The organism is Bradyrhizobium sp. LB11.1, assembly GCF_040549385.1.
Classification (GTDB): domain Bacteria; phylum Pseudomonadota; class Alphaproteobacteria; order Rhizobiales; family Xanthobacteraceae; genus Bradyrhizobium.
Genome location: NZ_JBEPTH010000002.1, coordinates 788,002 through 804,078, shown reverse-complemented (window position 1 = coordinate 804,078; position 16,077 = coordinate 788,002). Strand labels below are relative to the sequence as shown.

Here is a 16,077-nt window from a genome sequence, read left to right as displayed (position 1 = left end):
TAGCGATCATTAAAGTCAACTTCCCCTGATAGAACGCGAAGCTTAGAGTACTTCTACCTGGTCAAAAGGCGCGAGTTCGACGCCGCCAGAGGAGGTATCCATGGACGACTCTTCGAAGTGCCCGTTTTCGGGCGGAAAACGCGTGCCGGCGAACCGCGATTGGTGGCCGACCCAGCTCAGCATCGAGATGCTGCACAAGAATTCGGCCCTGTCCGACCCAATGGGCAAGGGCTTCGACTACGCCAAGGAATTCAGGACACTCGACCTCAACGCGGTCATCAAGGACCTGACCGCCCTGATGACGGATTCGCAGGAATGGTGGCCCGCCGACTTCGGTCACTATGGCGGCCTCATGATCCGCATGGCGTGGCACAGCGCGGGCACGTACCGCACCACGGATGGCCGCGGCGGCGCCGGCGCCGGTCAGCAGCGTTTCGCTCCGCTCAATAGCTGGCCCGATAACGCCAACCTCGACAAGGCGCGCCGGCTGCTCTGGCCGATCAAGCAGAAATACGGCCGCAAGATTTCCTGGGCCGACCTGATGGTGCTCGCCGGCAACGTCGCGCTGGAGTCGATGGGCTTCAAGACGTTTGGTTTTGCGGGCGGACGCGCCGACGTCTGGGAGCCGGAAGAGCTTTATTGGGGTCCGGAAGGCACGTGGCTCGGCGATGAGCGCTACAGCGGCGAACGCCAGCTGGCTGAGCCGCTCGGCGCCGTGCAGATGGGCCTCATCTACGTCAATCCGGAAGGTCCGAACGGCAAGCCGGATGCGCTCGCCGCGGCAAAGGACATCCGCGAGACGTTCGCCCGCATGGCGATGAACGACGAGGAAACCGTCGCGCTGATCGCTGGCGGCCATTCTTTCGGCAAGACCCATGGCGCGGGCGATCCGTCGCTGGTCGGTCCGGAGCCGGAAGCGGGCGCGCTGGAAGATCAGGGCCTCGGCTGGAAAAGCAAGCACGCGTCCGGTCACTCGGGTGATTCCATCACCAGCGGTCTCGAGGTGACCTGGACGACGACGCCGACGAAGTGGAGCAACAACTTCTTCGAGAACCTGTTCAACTACGAATGGGAGTTGACGAAGAGCCCGGGCGGCGCGAATCAGTGGACGGCCAAGGGTGCCGACGCGATCATTCCCGATCCCTTCGACAAGTCCAAGAAGCATCGGCCGACGATGCTGACGACTGACCTCTCGCTGCGCCTCGATCCGGCCTATGAGAAGATCTCACGTCGCTTCCTCGAAAACCCCGCTCAGTTCGCGGACGCCTTTGCCCGCGCCTGGTTCAAGCTCACCCATCGCGACATGGGCCCGATCCAGCGCTACCTCGGCCCGCTGGTGCCGAAGGAAACGCTGATCTGGCAGGATCCGATTCCGGCCGTGAATCACGAACTGGTCAGCGATCAGGACATCGCTGCGCTGAAGGCCAAGATCCTGGCTTCGGGTCTCTCGGTCTCCGAGTTGGTCTCGACCGCCTGGGCGTCGGCTTCGACGTTCCGCGGTTCGGACAAGCGTGGTGGCGCCAATGGCGCACGCATCCGTCTTGCCCCGCAGAAGGATTGGGAGGTGAACCAGCCGGCTCAGCTCTCGAAGGTTCTCGGCAAGCTCGAAACGATCCAGAAGGACTTCAACGCATCGTCCGGTGCGAAGAAGGTTTCGATCGCCGACCTGATTGTCCTTGGCGGTTCTGCCGCGGTCGAGAAGGCGGCGAAGGATGCCGGCGTCGACGTGAAGGTTGGCTTCACGCCGGGCCGCATGGATGCTTCGCAGGATCAGACCGACGCGGAGTCGTTCGCTCCGCTCGAGCCGCGGGCCGATGGCTTCCGCAACTACATCAGCAAGAAGCATCAGTACCTGCAGCAGGAGGAAGCCCTCGTCGATCGCGCGCAGCTTCTGAAGCTGAGCGGACCCGAACTGGCGGTGCTGGTCGGTGGCCTGCGTGTGCTGGGCGCCAACGCGAACGGTTTGAAGCACGGTGTCCTCACCGCCAAGGTGGGTACGCTGAGCAACGACTTCTTCGCGAACCTGCTCGACATGAGCACGCAGTGGACGCCGGCGGCTGACGGCAGCTACGAGGCCCGCGACCGCAAGACCAACGCGGTGAAATGGACCGGCACGCGCTCCGACCTGATCTTCGGCGCGCACTCGCAGCTCCGCGCCTTCGCCGAGGTCTATGCCTCGTCGGATGCCAAGCAGCAATTCGCTGAGGATTTTGCCAAGGCCTGGACCAAGGTGATGAACCTCGACCGGTACGACATCGCGGCGTGATCGCAAGGTTCAGCAAGCGACAAACAAAAAGGGCGGCCGAGAGGCCGCCCTTCGTGTTTCTGATGTGGCTAAGCGATTACTCGCCGGCCGCTTCGCGCGGGGCCTTCTCGCCGTCGCCGCCCTTGCCCTCGAGGTCTTCGCCGGTCTCCTGGTCGACAACCTTCATCGACAGGCGGGTCTTGCCGCGATCGTCGAAGCCGAGCAGCTTGACCTTGACCTTGTCGCCTTCCTTGACGACGTCGGAGGTCTTCTGCACGCGCGCCGAAGCGAGCTGGCTGATGTGGACGAGACCGTCCTTGGAGCCGAAGAAATTCACGAAGGCGCCGAATTCCATCACCTTGACGACGGTGCCCTCATAGATCTGACCGACTTCCGGATCGGACGCGATCGACTTGATCCACTTGATCGCAGCCTTCATCGCCTCGCCGTCCGAGGAGGCGACCTTGACGGTGCCGTCATCCTCGATGTTGACCTTGGCGCCGGTCTTCTCGACGATCTCGCGGATCACCTTGCCGCCGGTGCCGATCACTTCACGGATCTTGTCGGTGGCAATCTTGAAGGTCTCGATACGCGGCGCGTATTCGCCGAGCTCGGCGCGGGCGTTGGTGAGCGCCTTCGCCATCTCGCCGAGGATGTGGATACGTCCATCCTTGGCCTGGCCGAGTGCGACCTTCATGATCTCCTCGGTGATGCCCTCGATCTTGATGTCCATCTGGAGCGAGGTAATGCCCTGCTCGGTACCGGCGACCTTGAAGTCCATGTCGCCGAGGTGGTCCTCGTCACCGAGGATGTCCGAGAGAACCGCGAAGCGCTTGTCTTCGAGGATCAGGCCCATCGCGATGCCCGCGGTCGGCCGCTTCAACGGCACGCCGGCATCCATCAGCGCGAGCGAGGCGCCGCAGACCGAAGCCATCGACGAGGAGCCGTTGGATTCGGTGATCTCCGAGACCACGCGGATCGTGTACGGGAACTCGTGATGCGGCGGCAGCACCGGGTGGATCGCGCGCCAGGCAAGCTTGCCGTGGCCGATCTCGCGGCGCTTGGTGCCGCCGAGGCGGCCGGTCTCACCGACCGAGTAGGGAGGGAAGTTGTAGTGCAGCAGGAACGTCTCTTTGTACGTTCCCGACAGCGCGTCGATATACTGCTCGTCCTCGCCGGTGCCGAGCGTGGTGACGACCAGGCCCTGGGTCTCACCGCGCGTGAACAGCGCCGAGCCGTGGGCGCGGGGCAGCACGCCGACTTCGGCGATGATGTTGCGCACGGTCTTTGAGTCACGGCCGTCGATGCGCTTGCCGGTGTCGAGGATGTTCCAGCGAACGATCTTTGCCTCGAGCTCCTTGAACACGGCGCTGATGCGCAGCTTGTCGTATTTCGGCTCCTGCCCTTCGGGGAAGTAACGGGCGATCACCTTTTCCTTGACCTTGCCGACCGCGGCGTAGCGGTCCTGCTTGACCGGAATGGCGTAGGCGGCGCGCAGCTCCTGCTCGACGAGGCCGAGCATTTCCTTCTCGAGCGCCGAATTGTCGATGACGGTGACTTCGCGCGGCTCCTTGGCGGCCTTTTCGGCGAGCTCGATGATCGCCTTGATGACCGGCTGGAAGTGGCGGTGACCGAACATCACCGCGCCGAGCATGATGTCTTCGTTCAGTTCCTTGGCTTCCGATTCCACCATCAGCACGGCGTCGGCGGTGCCGGCGACGACCAGGTCGAGATGGGTGTCGACCATCTCGTCGAGCGTCGGGTTGAGGATGAACTCGTCATTGGCGAAGCCGACGCGGGCTGCGCCGATCGGGCCCTTGAAGGGCGCGCCGGACAGGGTCAGCGCAGCCGACGATGCCACCAGTGCGACGATATCGGGATCGTTCTCCATGTCGTGCGACAGCACGGTGACGATCACCTGGGTCTCGTTGCGCCAGCCATCGACGAACAGCGGACGGATCGGACGGTCGATCAGACGGGAGACCAGCGTCTCCTTTTCGGTCGGACGGCCCTCGCGCTTGAAGTAGCCGCCGGGGATGCGGCCAGCTGCGTAGGTCTTTTCCTGGTAGTCGACGGTCAGCGGCAGGAAGTCGACGCCTTCACGCGGCGACTTCGCCGCGACGACGGTGGCGAGCACCACGGTCTCGCCATAGGTGGCGAGGACGGCGCCGTCGGCCTGGCGTGCGATCTTGCCGGTTTCGAGCTTGAGAGGGCGTCCGCCCCAGTCGATCTCGACTGTATGCTTATTGAACATAGAAATTCTTCTTTCATGGGTTCTCGAAAGAAGGGACGGCTCGAAAAACAAAAACCATGTCAAGATTGCGGGACGCTGATCGAAACGGGCGATCAGCGTCCTGCGATCCTGCCATGGTTTTTGGATGTCGGATGGCGTCCATCCTTTCGGGTCATACGGGCGCCTTGCCCGTTGCGCCCAGCCGCCGGATTGCTGCTGGACTGTCAGTCGGCACGCGCGCGAACACCGAACCACGGTCTTCGCTCATCGTGCCCCCGGATGCGAAGCAGCTTTGGCCCGCACCGGACGTACGCGTGAGCCTCGATCAAAAACCTTAAACCAAGCGCTTTCGTTCGAAATCACGCGCAAAAACGCGCGCCGGTGGCGCGCGCAAGAACTCTTAACGACGAATGTTGTGCTTATCGAGCAGCGCCTTGTACCGCGCCTCGTCCCTCTTCTTCACATAGTCGAGGAGCGAACGGCGGGTCGAGACCAGCTTCAAGAGGCCACGACGCGAATGGTTGTCCTTCACGTGGGTCTTGAAATGGGCGGTGAGGTTGGTGATGCGTTCCGACAGGATCGCGACCTGAACCTCGGGCGATCCGGTGTCGCCGACCTTGTTGGCATTCGTCTTGATGACTTCCGCTTTGCGTTCTGCGGCAATCGACATCGTCAATTTCTCTCGTTGCGACCGGTTGAGGCAGTCAAGCCGGTCAGGTTGAACACACGCTTGGGGATGATTTCGCCATTGCCAACTTCAGCAAGCGCCAAAAGACGGCCTGCTACCGTGACATAGACTGTGCCGCTACTAGTGGGCGCATCCCGTCCGCGCAACAAAACGGCTTGGCCCCGATGGAGCCTTGCCGCATCAGCCCGAGTGACGGCCAGTGCCGGGATGTCGTCCAGCGCGGTCTCAACGGGCATCAGCGCGTCGGCGAGGCTTCCCTCACCGGACGCGGCTCTATCGCATAAAGCCTCCAGCTGATCCAGCGGAATCATGTCATTTTCGCCGAATGGGCCGACCAGGGTCCGCCGCAGAGCGCAGATATGGCCGAAAGTGCCGAGAATCCGGCCCATATCGCGGGCGAGGGCCCGGACATAGGTGCCCTTGCCGCACTCGGCCTCGAATACGGCCCGGTCGTTATCCGGTTGATCTACAAGGTTTAAATGGTGAATCTCGATCGGCCGGGGAGCCAGTTCCACGATCTCGCCGTCGCGGGCAAGGTCATAGGCGCGCTCGCCCTGGACCTTGATCGCCGAATAGCGCGGCGGAACCTGCTCAATCACACCGGTGAAACGGGGCAGCAGGGCTTCGATGGCCTCGCGGGTGGGGCGCTGGTCGGAGGTCGCGGTGGCCTGGCCTTCGATGTCGTCGGTGTCGCGTTCCTCGCCCCAGCACACGGTGAAACGGTAGCGCTTGCGGCCGTCCATGACGAAGGGAACCGTCTTGGTGGCTTCGCCAAGCGCGATCGGCAGGCCGCCGGAGGCGAGTGGGTCCAGCGTGCCGGCGTGGCCTGCGCGCTTCGCGTTGAACAGGCGTTTGAGCACGGCAACGGCCTGCGTCGAGGTCATGCCGATCGGCTTGTCGAGCACGACCCAGCCGTGCACGTCGCGCCGGTCGCGGCGCGGCTGATTGCCCTTCTGCTTGCCCGCGCGCGGATCGTTGTTGACGCGACGCGCCTCCTGATGCGGCTGAGCATTGCCGCCGGCATCTGCAAAATTATTTTGCTGCAGGTCGCGCGTATCGGCTTCTTCGCTGCCGATCGTGCCGTGAGCCGGGTCCATCATCATTGTTCTTCTTCCCGATCCGAATCCGGATCCTGTTCCAGGTCCTTCTGCACCGCAGGTGTTCGCAAAAGCTTCTCGATACGTTCCGCTTCGTCGAATCGCTCGTCGACGCGGAAGCGAAGGTCAGGTGCAAATTTCAGGTTAACGCGCCGCGCGACTTCGCCGCGCAGGAACTTCTTGTTACGATCGAGCGCAGCAATGACGAGCTCGGTGTCGCGGCCACCAAGCGGCATCACGTAAACTGTTGCGAGCTTCAGATCGGGCGACATCCGCACCTCCGGCACGGTGATGATGTGACCTTCGAGGTCCGCATCATGCACGCTGCCTTGCGCCAGAATCTCGGCTATCGCGTGGCGAACCTGCTCGCCGACGCGCAACTGACGCTGCGAGCCGCCGGGCGAGGAACTTTTCTTCTGATGGTGGCGGGGCATGGTTCGAAAATCACCTCGTCATGCCCGCGTTTGGGACACGGGCATTGTCGTTTGTCCTGTTGAAACGAATGCGACGCGATGGCCGGAAAAAATCCGGCCATCGCACTTCCGCAATTTCAGCTCAAAAAGATCCGGGCGCTTCGGTAAGATTTGGACTTACAGGGAGCGCTGGATCGTCTCCACGCGATAACACTCGATCACGTCACCGGCACGCATGTCGTGATAGTTCTCGAAGGCCATGCCGCATTCCTGACCGGACTGGACTTCCTTCACTTCGTCCTTGAAGCGCTTCAGCGTCGAGAGCTTGCCTTCGTGCACGACGACGTTGTCGCGGATCAGGCGCACATTGGCGCCGCGTTCCACGGTGCCGTCGGTGACGCGGCAGCCGGCAACCTTGCCGACCTTGGAGATGTTGAAGATCTCCAGGATCGAGGCATTGCCCAGCATGGTCTCGCGCAAGGTCGGCGCGAGCAGGCCGCTCATCGCCTTCTTCACGTCGTCCACGAGATCGTAGATGATGTTGTAGTAACGGATCTCGATGCCGTTGCGCTTGGCGGCCGCAGCGGCCTCCTTGTTGGCACGAACCGAGAAGCCGATAATCGCGGCGTTGAAGCCTTCCGCGAGCGTCACGTCGGATTCCGAGATGCCGCCGACACCGGCATGCAGGATGCGGGCAGCGACTTCGTCGGTGCCGAGCTTTTCCAGCGAGCCGAGGATCGCTTCCAGCGAGCCCTGCACGTCAGCCTTGATGATCAGCGGGAATTCCTTGCGGCCCGCCGTCTTCAACTGCGACATCATCTGCTCGAGCGAGCCGCGCATGCCGGAGATCGAGGCAGCCGCGTTCTCGCGCTTCTGGTGCGCGCGATAGCTGGTGATCTGGCGGGCGCGGGCTTCGTTCTCGACGACCGCGAGACGGTCGCCGGCTTCCGGCGGACCGTTGAAGCCGAGCACCTCGACCGGTACCGACGGACCTGCTTCCTGCACCGTTTCGCCCTGATCGGAGATCAGCGCGCGAACGCGGCCCATTTCGGCGCCGGCGACGATGATGTCACCGACCCGGAGCGTGCCGCGCTGGACCAGCACGGTCGCAACGGGGCCTCGACCGCGATCGAGCTTGGCTTCGATCACGGTGCCTTCGGCCGGCCGCTCCGAATTGGTCTTCAGGTCGAGGATGTCGGCCTGGAGCGCGATCATTTCGAGCAGCTTGTCGAGATTGGTCTTGTTCTTGGCAGACACTTCGACGTCGACGACTTCGCCGCCGAACGATTCCACCTGCACTTCGTGCTGGAGCAACTCGGTGCGGACGCGCTCGGGCTTGGCATCGGGCTTGTCGATCTTGTTGATGGCAACGATGATCGGCACGCGTGCCGCCTTGGCGTGGTTGATGGCTTCGATCGTCTGCGGCATCACGCCGTCATCGGCCGCAACCACCAGCACGACGATGTCGGTCACCTTGGCGCCGCGGGCGCGCATCGCGGTAAACGCGGCGTGGCCGGGCGTGTCGATGAAGGTGATCTTCTTGCCGCTTTCGGGCGACAACACCTGATAGGCGCCGATATGCTGGGTGATGCCGCCGGCTTCACCGGAGACAACGTTGGCGTGGCGGAGCGCGTCGAGCAGCGAGGTCTTGCCGTGGTCGACGTGGCCCATCACGGTCACGACCGGGGAGCGCGTCTCGGTGTCGGCGGAATCGTCGATGGCGTCGAACAATCCTTCTTCGACGTCGGAGGCCGCCACGCGCTTCACGGTGTGGCCGAGTTCCTCGGCAATGAGCTGCGCGGTGTCGGCGTCGATCACATCAGTGATCTTGTGCATCGCGCCCTGCTTCATCAGCATGCGGATGACGTCGACGGCGCGCTCGGCCATGCGGTTGGCGAGTTCCTGGATGGTGATCGCTTCCGGAATGATCACCTCGCGGATCAGCTTTTCCTTCGGCTCGTTCGAGACGTGGCCCTTCAGGCGCTGGGTGCGGCGGCGGAACGACGCGATCGAGCGCTCGCGCACGTCGCCGGCACTGAGTGCGGTGACGAGCGTCAGGCGGCCACGCTCCTTCTGCGGGCCAGGCTTGTGGGTGGGCTTTGGGGCCACCACAGGACGCGCGGCGCCGCCGGGACCGCGACGGATCTGGCGCGGACCATCGTCCTCGTCCGGTCCGGCTGCAACCGCGGGAGCGCGACCCAACGGGCCGCCTGCCGGCCTCGCTGTGGTCGTTCCGGGCCGCGCGGTCGTGGTTCCCGGGCGTGTCGTCGTCGTGGTGGTGCCGGGCCGCGCCACAGGCGCTCCGGTCCGCGGTCCGGGAGCAGCGGCCGGTGCCGCCGTCGCAGCGCGCGCGGCAGATCCCGGCTGCTCGCCTTCGCCAAAACGCTTCTTGGCCTCAGTCTCGGCCTTCCGCTTGGCGTCCTCTTCGTGGCGATGGCGCTCGTCCTCCGCCTTGCGGCGGGCTTCGGCAGCCTCGCGCTCGATGCGCTCTGCGCTCTCGCGGACGGCGCGGCGCTGGGCTTCTTCCTCGGCAACGCGGCGCTCTTCGACTTCGCGAACCTTGGCGTCAGCCAGCGCGCTGGCGCGGGCGGAACGTTCGTCCTCGGTCAGCGTGCGCAATACGACACCGGAGCCGGCGTTGCGCTGCGGTGCCGGACGCGACGGAGTGGGCGCGGGTGCGGCCGGAGCCGGCTTTGCAACAACCACGGGAGCCTGCGGTTCGGGGCTGCCGTCGATGCGGCGCTTGCCGCGCTTCTCGACCACGACCTGCTTGCTGCGGCCATGGCTGAAGCTCTGGCGCACAGTGCCCGTTTCGACGCGCGGCTTGAGCGATAGCGTCTTGCTCGGAACGCTCAGCTTCTTGTCGTCTGGGGTCTTGGTATCAACCATTCAGCAGTCCTAATCCTGATTTATCAGTGTTGTGCGTTGCCGCACCATCCTATTGATCGTCGTTGTCTCTCAGAAATCCTGGCCGGGCTTTTCAGCAATCTTGTCAGCGTCCGCCATCCGGTATCGGACCAGCATCTGGCTACGTGACAGGAATGACTTGCTCGCCGGGCCCGCGAGCAGGGCAGCATGTATCACATTTGACCGGGTAAGTGCCAAATCCAATTCTATTGATTTTAGGGCGGTGACGACAGGAATCGGCGGCCGGGAGCCGCGATTTCCGTCATTTTGCCGCGCCAGCACGTCCAATTTGCGGATTCCGTCCGCGGCCCCGTCGCTGGCATGGATCAGGACCTCGACCGTACCTTCCCGCAGGGCGCTTTCGACCTTGCCGAAACCGGCGACGATCTGCCTCGCCTTGGCGGCAATCCCTAGGGCTTCGGTCACGCTCCGAACCAGCAGCGCCTCGATGTCAGCGGGAAGTGTCGGAAGAATGCGCAGATCGCGCTTGAAGGCTTTGGTAAACTGGTGACGACGGATGGCTTCCGCAACCACCTGGCGCGACGCCGTCACCCACATGCCCCGTCCAGGCAGCCTCCGCTTGAGATCGGGAACTATGTCGCCCTCGGGCGATACGACGAAGCGGATCAGCTCATCGATCGGCCGGACCTCGCGGCTGACCACGCACATGCGCATGGTCGCGGACCTTTCGGTCCGCGGTCCATGGTCGAGTTCGGGGTCAGTGCTGGCAAGCATCCGGGTGACATCCCCTTCGCCCTTAAGCCGGCTGATCTTCAGCCGCCTCAGCCTCTTCGGCCGGCTTGGCGAGATCGGCTTCGGTGATCCAGCCGGCCCTGACGCGGGCCTGCATGATCATGGCTTCGGCATCGTCGCGGGAGACGCCGAGGCCGTCGAGCGCGCCGGCGAATTTGGTCTGCTCGCCGCCTTCCTTGCGCTCGGTCCAGCCGACCAGATCGTCGGTGGCGCAGCCGGCGAGATCGTCGACCGACTTGATGTCGTTCTCGCCGAACTTCACCAGCATCTTCGAGGTCACGCCGGGCACGTCCTTCACGGCGTCCTCGACACCGAGTTCCTTGCGCCGGGCTTCGATCTCGGCTTCCTGCTGATCGAGATATTCGCGGGCGCGATTCTGGAGCTCCTGCGCGGTCTCCTCGTCAAAGCCTTCGATCCCGGCGAGCTCCTTGAGGTCCACCATCGCAAGCTCCTCGACCGAGGTGAAGCCTTCGGACGCCAGCAGCTGGCCGACGACTTCGTCGACATTGAGCGATTCCATGAAGACGCGGGTGGAATTCTCGAAGTCGGCCTGGCGGCGCTCCGATTCCTCCTGCTCGGTCAGGATGTCGATGTCCCAGCCGGTGAGCTGCGAGGCGAGTCGGACGTTCTGGCCGCGGCGACCGATCGCCAGCGAGAGCTGGTTGTTGGTGTCGGGCACCACGACCTCGATGCGCTCCCGGTCTTCGTCGATGACGACCTTGGAGACTTCGGCCGGCGCCAGCGCGTTGACCACGAAGGTCGCGATGTCGGGCGACCACGGAATGATGTCGATCTTCTCGCCCTGCAATTCGTTCACCACCGCCTGCACGCGCGAGCCGCGCATACCGACGCAGGCGCCGACCGGATCGACCGAGGAATCGCGGGAAATCACGCCGATTTTCGCGCGCGAGCCCGGATCGCGGGCGACCGCCTTGATCTCGACGATGCCGTCATAGATTTCCGGCACTTCCTGCGCGAACAGTTTTGCCATGAACTGCGGATGGGTGCGGGACAGGAAGATCTGGGGACCGCGGGTCTCGCGGCGGACGTCGAAGATGTAGGCGCGGACGCGGTCGCCGTTGCGGAACACTTCGCGCGGCAGCATCTCGTCGCGACGGATGATGGCTTCACCGCGGCCGAGATCGACGATCACGCTGCCATATTCGACGCGCTTGACGACGCCGTTGACGATGTCGCCGATGCGATCCTTGAATTCCTGATATTGCCGGTCACGCTCGGCCTCGCGCACCTTCTGCACGATCACCTGCTTGGCCGACTGCGCGGCGATGCGGCCATATTCCAGCGGTGGCAGGGTGTCGGCGATGGTGTCGCCGACCTGGGCGCCGGGATTGGCGCGCTGCGCGTCGACCAGCGAGATCTGGTTGGAGTGGTTTTCGACCGTGTCGACCACCAGCATGTGGCGCGACAGCCGCAGCTCGCCCTTCTTCGGGTCGATCTCGGCGTGAACGTCAGTCTCGCTGCCGTAACGGGCCCGCGCCGCCTTGGCGATGGCATCTTCCATCGCTGCGATGACGATGCCGCGGTCGATCGATTTCTCGCGGGCGACGGCGTCGGCGATCTGGAGCAATTCAAGTCGATTGGCGCTGACTGCCATGGCTAGTCTCCTTCGTCAGGCTCGATCTCGCCGCGCCGCGCGCGTTCGGCGGCAAGGCGATGTTTCTTCGTATTGGTCGGGGCCGGCTTCTTTTGCGGCTTGGTGTTCTTGGTGGTTTTCGCGCTGATCTCGGCGTGCGGCGCCTGCGGCGGCTCGAGGCCGAGATCGCGGCGGACCTGGCGCTCCTCGGCCTTGCCGCGGCGCATGGATTGCGCGATCAGCTCGTCGGTCAGCACCAGCCGTGCTTCGCCGATGTCTTCCATCGTCAGGAGCACGTCGGCATCGTCGGCCGCCTTGGCGTCGTCGCGACGCAGGTGCACGCGGTCGCCCTCGACGGCACCGAGCGTGCCGCGGAACCGCTTGCGGCCTTCGTGGGCGACGGCCATGTCGATCTTAACCAGATACCCGGAATAGCGCTCGAAATCGGAGCGTCGCACCAGCGGACGGTCGATCCCCGGCGAGGAGATTTCCAGCCGGTAGGCGCGCTCGATGGGGTCGGCGACGTCGAGCACGGGCGACAGTGCCCGCGAGATTGCCTCGCAATCCTCGAGCTGCATCGAGCCGTCCGGCCGCTCGGCCATGATCTGCACAGTGCAGCCGGCTTCTCCGGAAATGCGGATCCGCACCAGGCGGTAGCCCATGCCCTCGAGCACTGGAGCGGCGACCGCAGACACCCGTGCCGCCGCGCCCGGCTCGACCACGAGCCTCGGCTCGGCCAGCAACTCGGCATCGGTGGAACCAGTGTTCGGTTCGGTCATATCAGGGGTCAAGGCGCTCGATGGTTAAGGCTTGGTTAAAACGTCAAGCTCGCTTCGGAACTTTCCCGACAACGTCGGGCCGCACCTTCCGCCAAGCCGCGTTCAGGTAATAAAAAAGAGCGGGTCCTTTCGGGCCCACTCTCACTACGCGGATCGTATGAGAAGATGAATTGGCGCTGATATAGCCCTTTCCGCTCGCCCGGACAAGGCCCATCGCAGGCGGATGCGGGCTTTTTGCGCCCAGGCCGGCGGCCCCGGAGCAACGCTTCCTTCATGAAGCGGGCCTAAATTTCCCGATTGTGGGGCGGCTTGAGCCTATGGCGCGCCCACGGCGTGCCCGATTCGAGTTGCGTTTCATGACCGTTGCCACGTCGCTCATTCCCGGACTGGACGATATCGTCAAACGCGGTGATCCCCGGCGGCGCGGCGAGATCGCGAGCGCCATCGCTGCGCTGTTCTTTCAGGACGCCTCAAAACTCCGTCCCGAGCTCGTCGATCTCTTCGACAATCTTCTGATCGATCTCGTCCCGCATGCGGAGCTCGCCTCGCGCGTCGATCTCGCCGAGCGCTTCTCGTGGCTGGACAATGCGCCGCGCCATCTGGTGGGCCAGCTCGCGCGCGAAAACGAAATCCTGGTGGCGGGCCCGGTGCTGCGCCGCTCGTCCGTGCTTGATGAAGCCGCGCTCGTCGAGATCGCGCGGCTGAAGGGCCAGGGCCATCTGCTGGCGATGACGGAACGGCCGACCCTGTCGACCGAGATCACCGACGTGCTGGTCGAGCGCGGCGATCGCGACGTGGTGCGTCGTGCCGCCGGCAATGCCGGTGCGATCTTCTCAGCCGACGGCTATTCGGAGCTGATCAAGCGCGCAAGTCAGGATGGCGTGCTGACGCTCAAGATCGGCCAGCGCGAGGATCTCTCCAGCGAGCACCTCAAGGAACTTCTCGACGGTACGCTCGATGTCATTCGCCGTCGCCTCTCCAGCGTGGTCAATCCGACGCGCCAGGTCCAGATCAAGCGCGCCATGGCTTCGATTGAGGAGGCCGCGCTTCCGCCCGGCCCGCGGCGCGATTTCTCCGCTGCGCAACGTACGGTGCTTGGGCTGCATCGCGGCGGTCATCTCGGCGAAAGCGCGCTGCTCGGTTTTGCCAAGGCGCACAAATTCGAGGAATCGGTCGCCGCGCTCTCGGCGATGGGCGGCGTCAGGCTTCCGATGCTTGATCGCCTGATCTCGGGTGACCGCTACGATCCGATCCTGATCCTCGGCCGTGTCCTGAATCTCGGCTGGCCCACGGTGCGCGCGCTGATCCTGCTGTGGTACGGGCCGCATCGTATGCCGGCCGATGCCGATCTTGAGCAAGCACGCATGAATTTCACCCGCCTGATGCCGGCGACGGCCGAACGCGTCGTGAATTTCTGGCGCAACCGGCGAACAATCTAGTTTCGCCTGAAGCGCAGATACGCCGCCTTGCGTCCCTCGCGCGCGGCCTTCCTGCCATAGCGCGTCATGGTGTAGCCGGCCCAGGGCTGACGAAAATCATCGGCGCGCTCGGCGAGCCATTGGAAGTCCGGCGAGCGTGAAAGATGCGACAGCGTCCAGGCGCAGTAATCGTCGATATCGCAGACGAAGCGGAATTCGCCGCCCGCCTTCAGCACGCGCGCCATCGCGGCGATTGTCCTGTCCTGAACGAAGCGCCGCTTCCAGTGCCGCCGTTTCGGCCAGGGATCGGGGTGGATCAGATCGATCCGCGACAGCGAGGCGTCGGGCAACCAAGCCAGCAGCTCGGCGGCATCGCCGGCGAACAGACGGATGTTGGCGATGTTGGCGGCCTCGATCTGCGCGAGGATCTTTGCCATGCCGTTGACATAGGGCTCGCAGCCGATGAATCCGGTCGTCGTGAAGTTTTGCGCTTCCGCCGCCAGATGCTCGCCGCCACCGAAGCCGATCTCGAGCCGCACATCCTCCGCCGCAAGATCGAAGATCTCAGTCGCGTTTGCAGGCTTCTCCGTCGTGATGTCGAGCGAAAGATGCGGCAGCAGATGATCGACCAGTTCGGCCTGGTGCTGCCTGAGCTTGTGGCCCTTGCGCCGTCCGAAGAAGGCGCGCTCGCTATCGTCGCGACCGGGATCTGACTTGCGCTCGCTCATCGCAGCGTCTGGTACAGGCGATAGAGCAGCCGCGCGCGCGGCTCGAGCGAGGAGACGTAGATCTGCTCATAATGAGTGTGCGCGCCCTTGCCGTCGACGCCGAGCCCGTCGAGCGTGCCGGTATGCGGCGCCGTGAAATTGCCGTCCGAGCCACCGCCGGTGTGAGTGTCGATCAGGTCGAAACCGATCTCGGCGGCAATCGTCTTCGCATGCTCGTACAGCGAGGCGCCCGCATTGCCCTTCTCATAGGGCGGACGGTTGAGCTCGCCGGTGACGGTGACGGTCACACCGTCGGTCTTCGACGTCAGCCCGAGGATCTTGCCGACGAATTCTTCCGCATCGTTGAAACCAGGCACACGCAGATCGACTTCGGCATAGGCCTCTTCCGGCGTGACGTTGGGACGCGTGCCGCCGCGCACCACGCCGACATTGACGGTGACGCCGCGCTTCAGATCGTTCATCCCCTCCAGTGTCTGGATGACGTTGGCGAGCTCGCGTACGGCGCTGCGGCCGTCTTCGGGCCGCGAGCCGGCATGCGCGGGCACGCCCTTGATATAAATCTTGAAGCGCCCGACGCCCTTGCGCCCGGTGACGATCTTGCCGCCGTCGCGTGCCGGCTCCGTCACCAGCACGTATTTGGCCTTGCGCCCTTCCTGTTCGATGATCGCGCGCGAGGTCGGGCTGCCGATCTCCTCGTCGGAGGTGAACATGTGGGTGATGCCGAGCGGCGGACGCTCGGGTGCAGCGCAAAGCTCGCGAAAGGCGTGATAGGCGATGTAGGCGCCGCCCTTCATGTCGTAGATGCCGGGACCGAACGCGCTGTCGCCTTCGATCTTGAAAGGCAGGCGCGCGATGAAGCCCATGGGATGAACGGTATCGAGATGGCTAAGCACCAGGATACCAGGCCGGTCCCGGCCCCAGGTCGAACGCACCACGAGATGATCGCCGCAGCCGTCGACGCCGGCGACGCGTTCGAGCGTGACGGGTAGATCGCGGTAGTGGTCGGCAACCATCGAGGTCAGCTTGTTGACCTGCTCGGGGACTTCGGTCGGCGTCTCGATCTCCACCCAACGGCGGATACCAGCGAGAATAGTTTGGGAATCGAACGAGTTTGAGTTCGCCATGAACGTATCTATGCCTTCGAATCGCATCATTTGAACGGAGGCGGCGCAAAGCGCGTCCGTAAATGACGGCATAGGCCAGATTTGACGCAGTCTCAAAT

At 64.0% G+C, this 16,077-nt stretch carries 12 protein-coding genes; 2 read left to right on the top strand and 10 right to left on the bottom strand.

The features are described 5' to 3' along the window. Positions 1-100: 100 nt before the first annotated feature. Complete coding sequence (gene katG / locus ABIA96_RS07590) at positions 101-2,266, top strand: catalase/peroxidase HPI (protein ID WP_354136393.1); 2,166 nt, start codon at positions 101-103, stop codon at positions 2,264-2,266. A 76-nt stretch (positions 2,267-2,342) separates the two neighbouring features. Here the strand turns inward: katG and pnp are convergent, their stop codons facing one another. The 8 genes from pnp to rimP form a co-directional block, all read right to left on the bottom strand. After that, positions 2,343-4,499: a polyribonucleotide nucleotidyltransferase gene (gene pnp / locus ABIA96_RS07585; protein WP_354136392.1), complete on the bottom strand. Its 2,157-nt coding sequence runs from the start codon at positions 4,497-4,499 to the stop codon at positions 2,343-2,345. Between the two features lie 379 nt (positions 4,500-4,878). Continuing rightward, positions 4,879-5,148, bottom strand: coding sequence for a 30S ribosomal protein S15 (gene rpsO, locus ABIA96_RS07580; RefSeq protein WP_354136391.1), 270 nt, complete (start codon positions 5,146-5,148; stop codon positions 4,879-4,881). A 2-nt stretch (positions 5,149-5,150) separates the two neighbouring features. Next, positions 5,151-6,269, bottom strand: a complete 1,119-nt coding sequence (gene truB / locus ABIA96_RS07575; protein WP_354136390.1) for a tRNA pseudouridine(55) synthase TruB — start codon at positions 6,267-6,269, stop codon at positions 5,151-5,153. Further along, on the bottom strand, positions 6,266-6,697 hold the full coding sequence (gene rbfA, locus ABIA96_RS07570) for a 30S ribosome-binding factor RbfA (RefSeq protein ID WP_354136389.1): 432 nt from the start codon (positions 6,695-6,697) through the stop codon (positions 6,266-6,268). Before rbfA ends, truB begins: the two co-directional genes overlap by 4 nt. A gap of 156 nt (positions 6,698-6,853) precedes the next feature. Beyond that, the gene (gene infB, locus ABIA96_RS07565; protein WP_354136388.1) at positions 6,854-9,565 is read right to left on the bottom strand and encodes a translation initiation factor IF-2; all 2,712 of its coding nucleotides are present in this window, start codon (positions 9,563-9,565) and stop codon (positions 6,854-6,856) included. Positions 9,566-9,634: 69 nt separating this feature from the next. Continuing rightward, entirely contained in the window at positions 9,635-10,318 is a 684-nt protein-coding gene (locus ABIA96_RS07560) for an RNA-binding protein (protein ID WP_354136387.1), read from the bottom strand. Positions 10,319-10,340: 22 nt separating this feature from the next. Continuing rightward, entirely contained in the window at positions 10,341-11,951 is a 1,611-nt protein-coding gene (gene nusA, locus ABIA96_RS07555) for a transcription termination factor NusA (RefSeq protein ID WP_354136386.1), read from the bottom strand. A gap of 2 nt (positions 11,952-11,953) precedes the next feature. Beyond that, on the bottom strand, positions 11,954-12,709 hold the full coding sequence (rimP, locus tag ABIA96_RS07550) for a ribosome maturation factor RimP (RefSeq protein WP_354136385.1): 756 nt from the start codon (positions 12,707-12,709) through the stop codon (positions 11,954-11,956). A 356-nt stretch (positions 12,710-13,065) separates the two neighbouring features. Here rimP and ABIA96_RS07545 point away from each other — a divergent pair, with 356 nt between their 5' ends. Then, positions 13,066-14,148 carry a DUF2336 domain-containing protein gene (locus ABIA96_RS07545; protein ID WP_354136384.1) on the top strand — a complete coding sequence of 361 codons (1,083 nt, stop codon included), beginning with the start codon at positions 13,066-13,068 and terminating at the stop codon, positions 14,146-14,148. Here ABIA96_RS07545 and trmB read toward each other — a convergent pair. Next, complete coding sequence (trmB, locus tag ABIA96_RS07540) at positions 14,145-14,855, bottom strand: tRNA (guanosine(46)-N7)-methyltransferase TrmB (protein ID WP_354136383.1); 711 nt, start codon at positions 14,853-14,855, stop codon at positions 14,145-14,147. The genes ABIA96_RS07545 and trmB overlap by 4 nt on opposite strands. Further along, positions 14,852-16,009 carry a M20 family metallopeptidase gene (locus tag ABIA96_RS07535; protein ID WP_354136382.1) on the bottom strand — a complete coding sequence of 386 codons (1,158 nt, stop codon included), beginning with the start codon at positions 16,007-16,009 and terminating at the stop codon, positions 14,852-14,854. The genes trmB and ABIA96_RS07535 overlap by 4 nt, the downstream gene beginning before the upstream one ends. Positions 16,010-16,077: the final 68 nt, after the last annotated feature.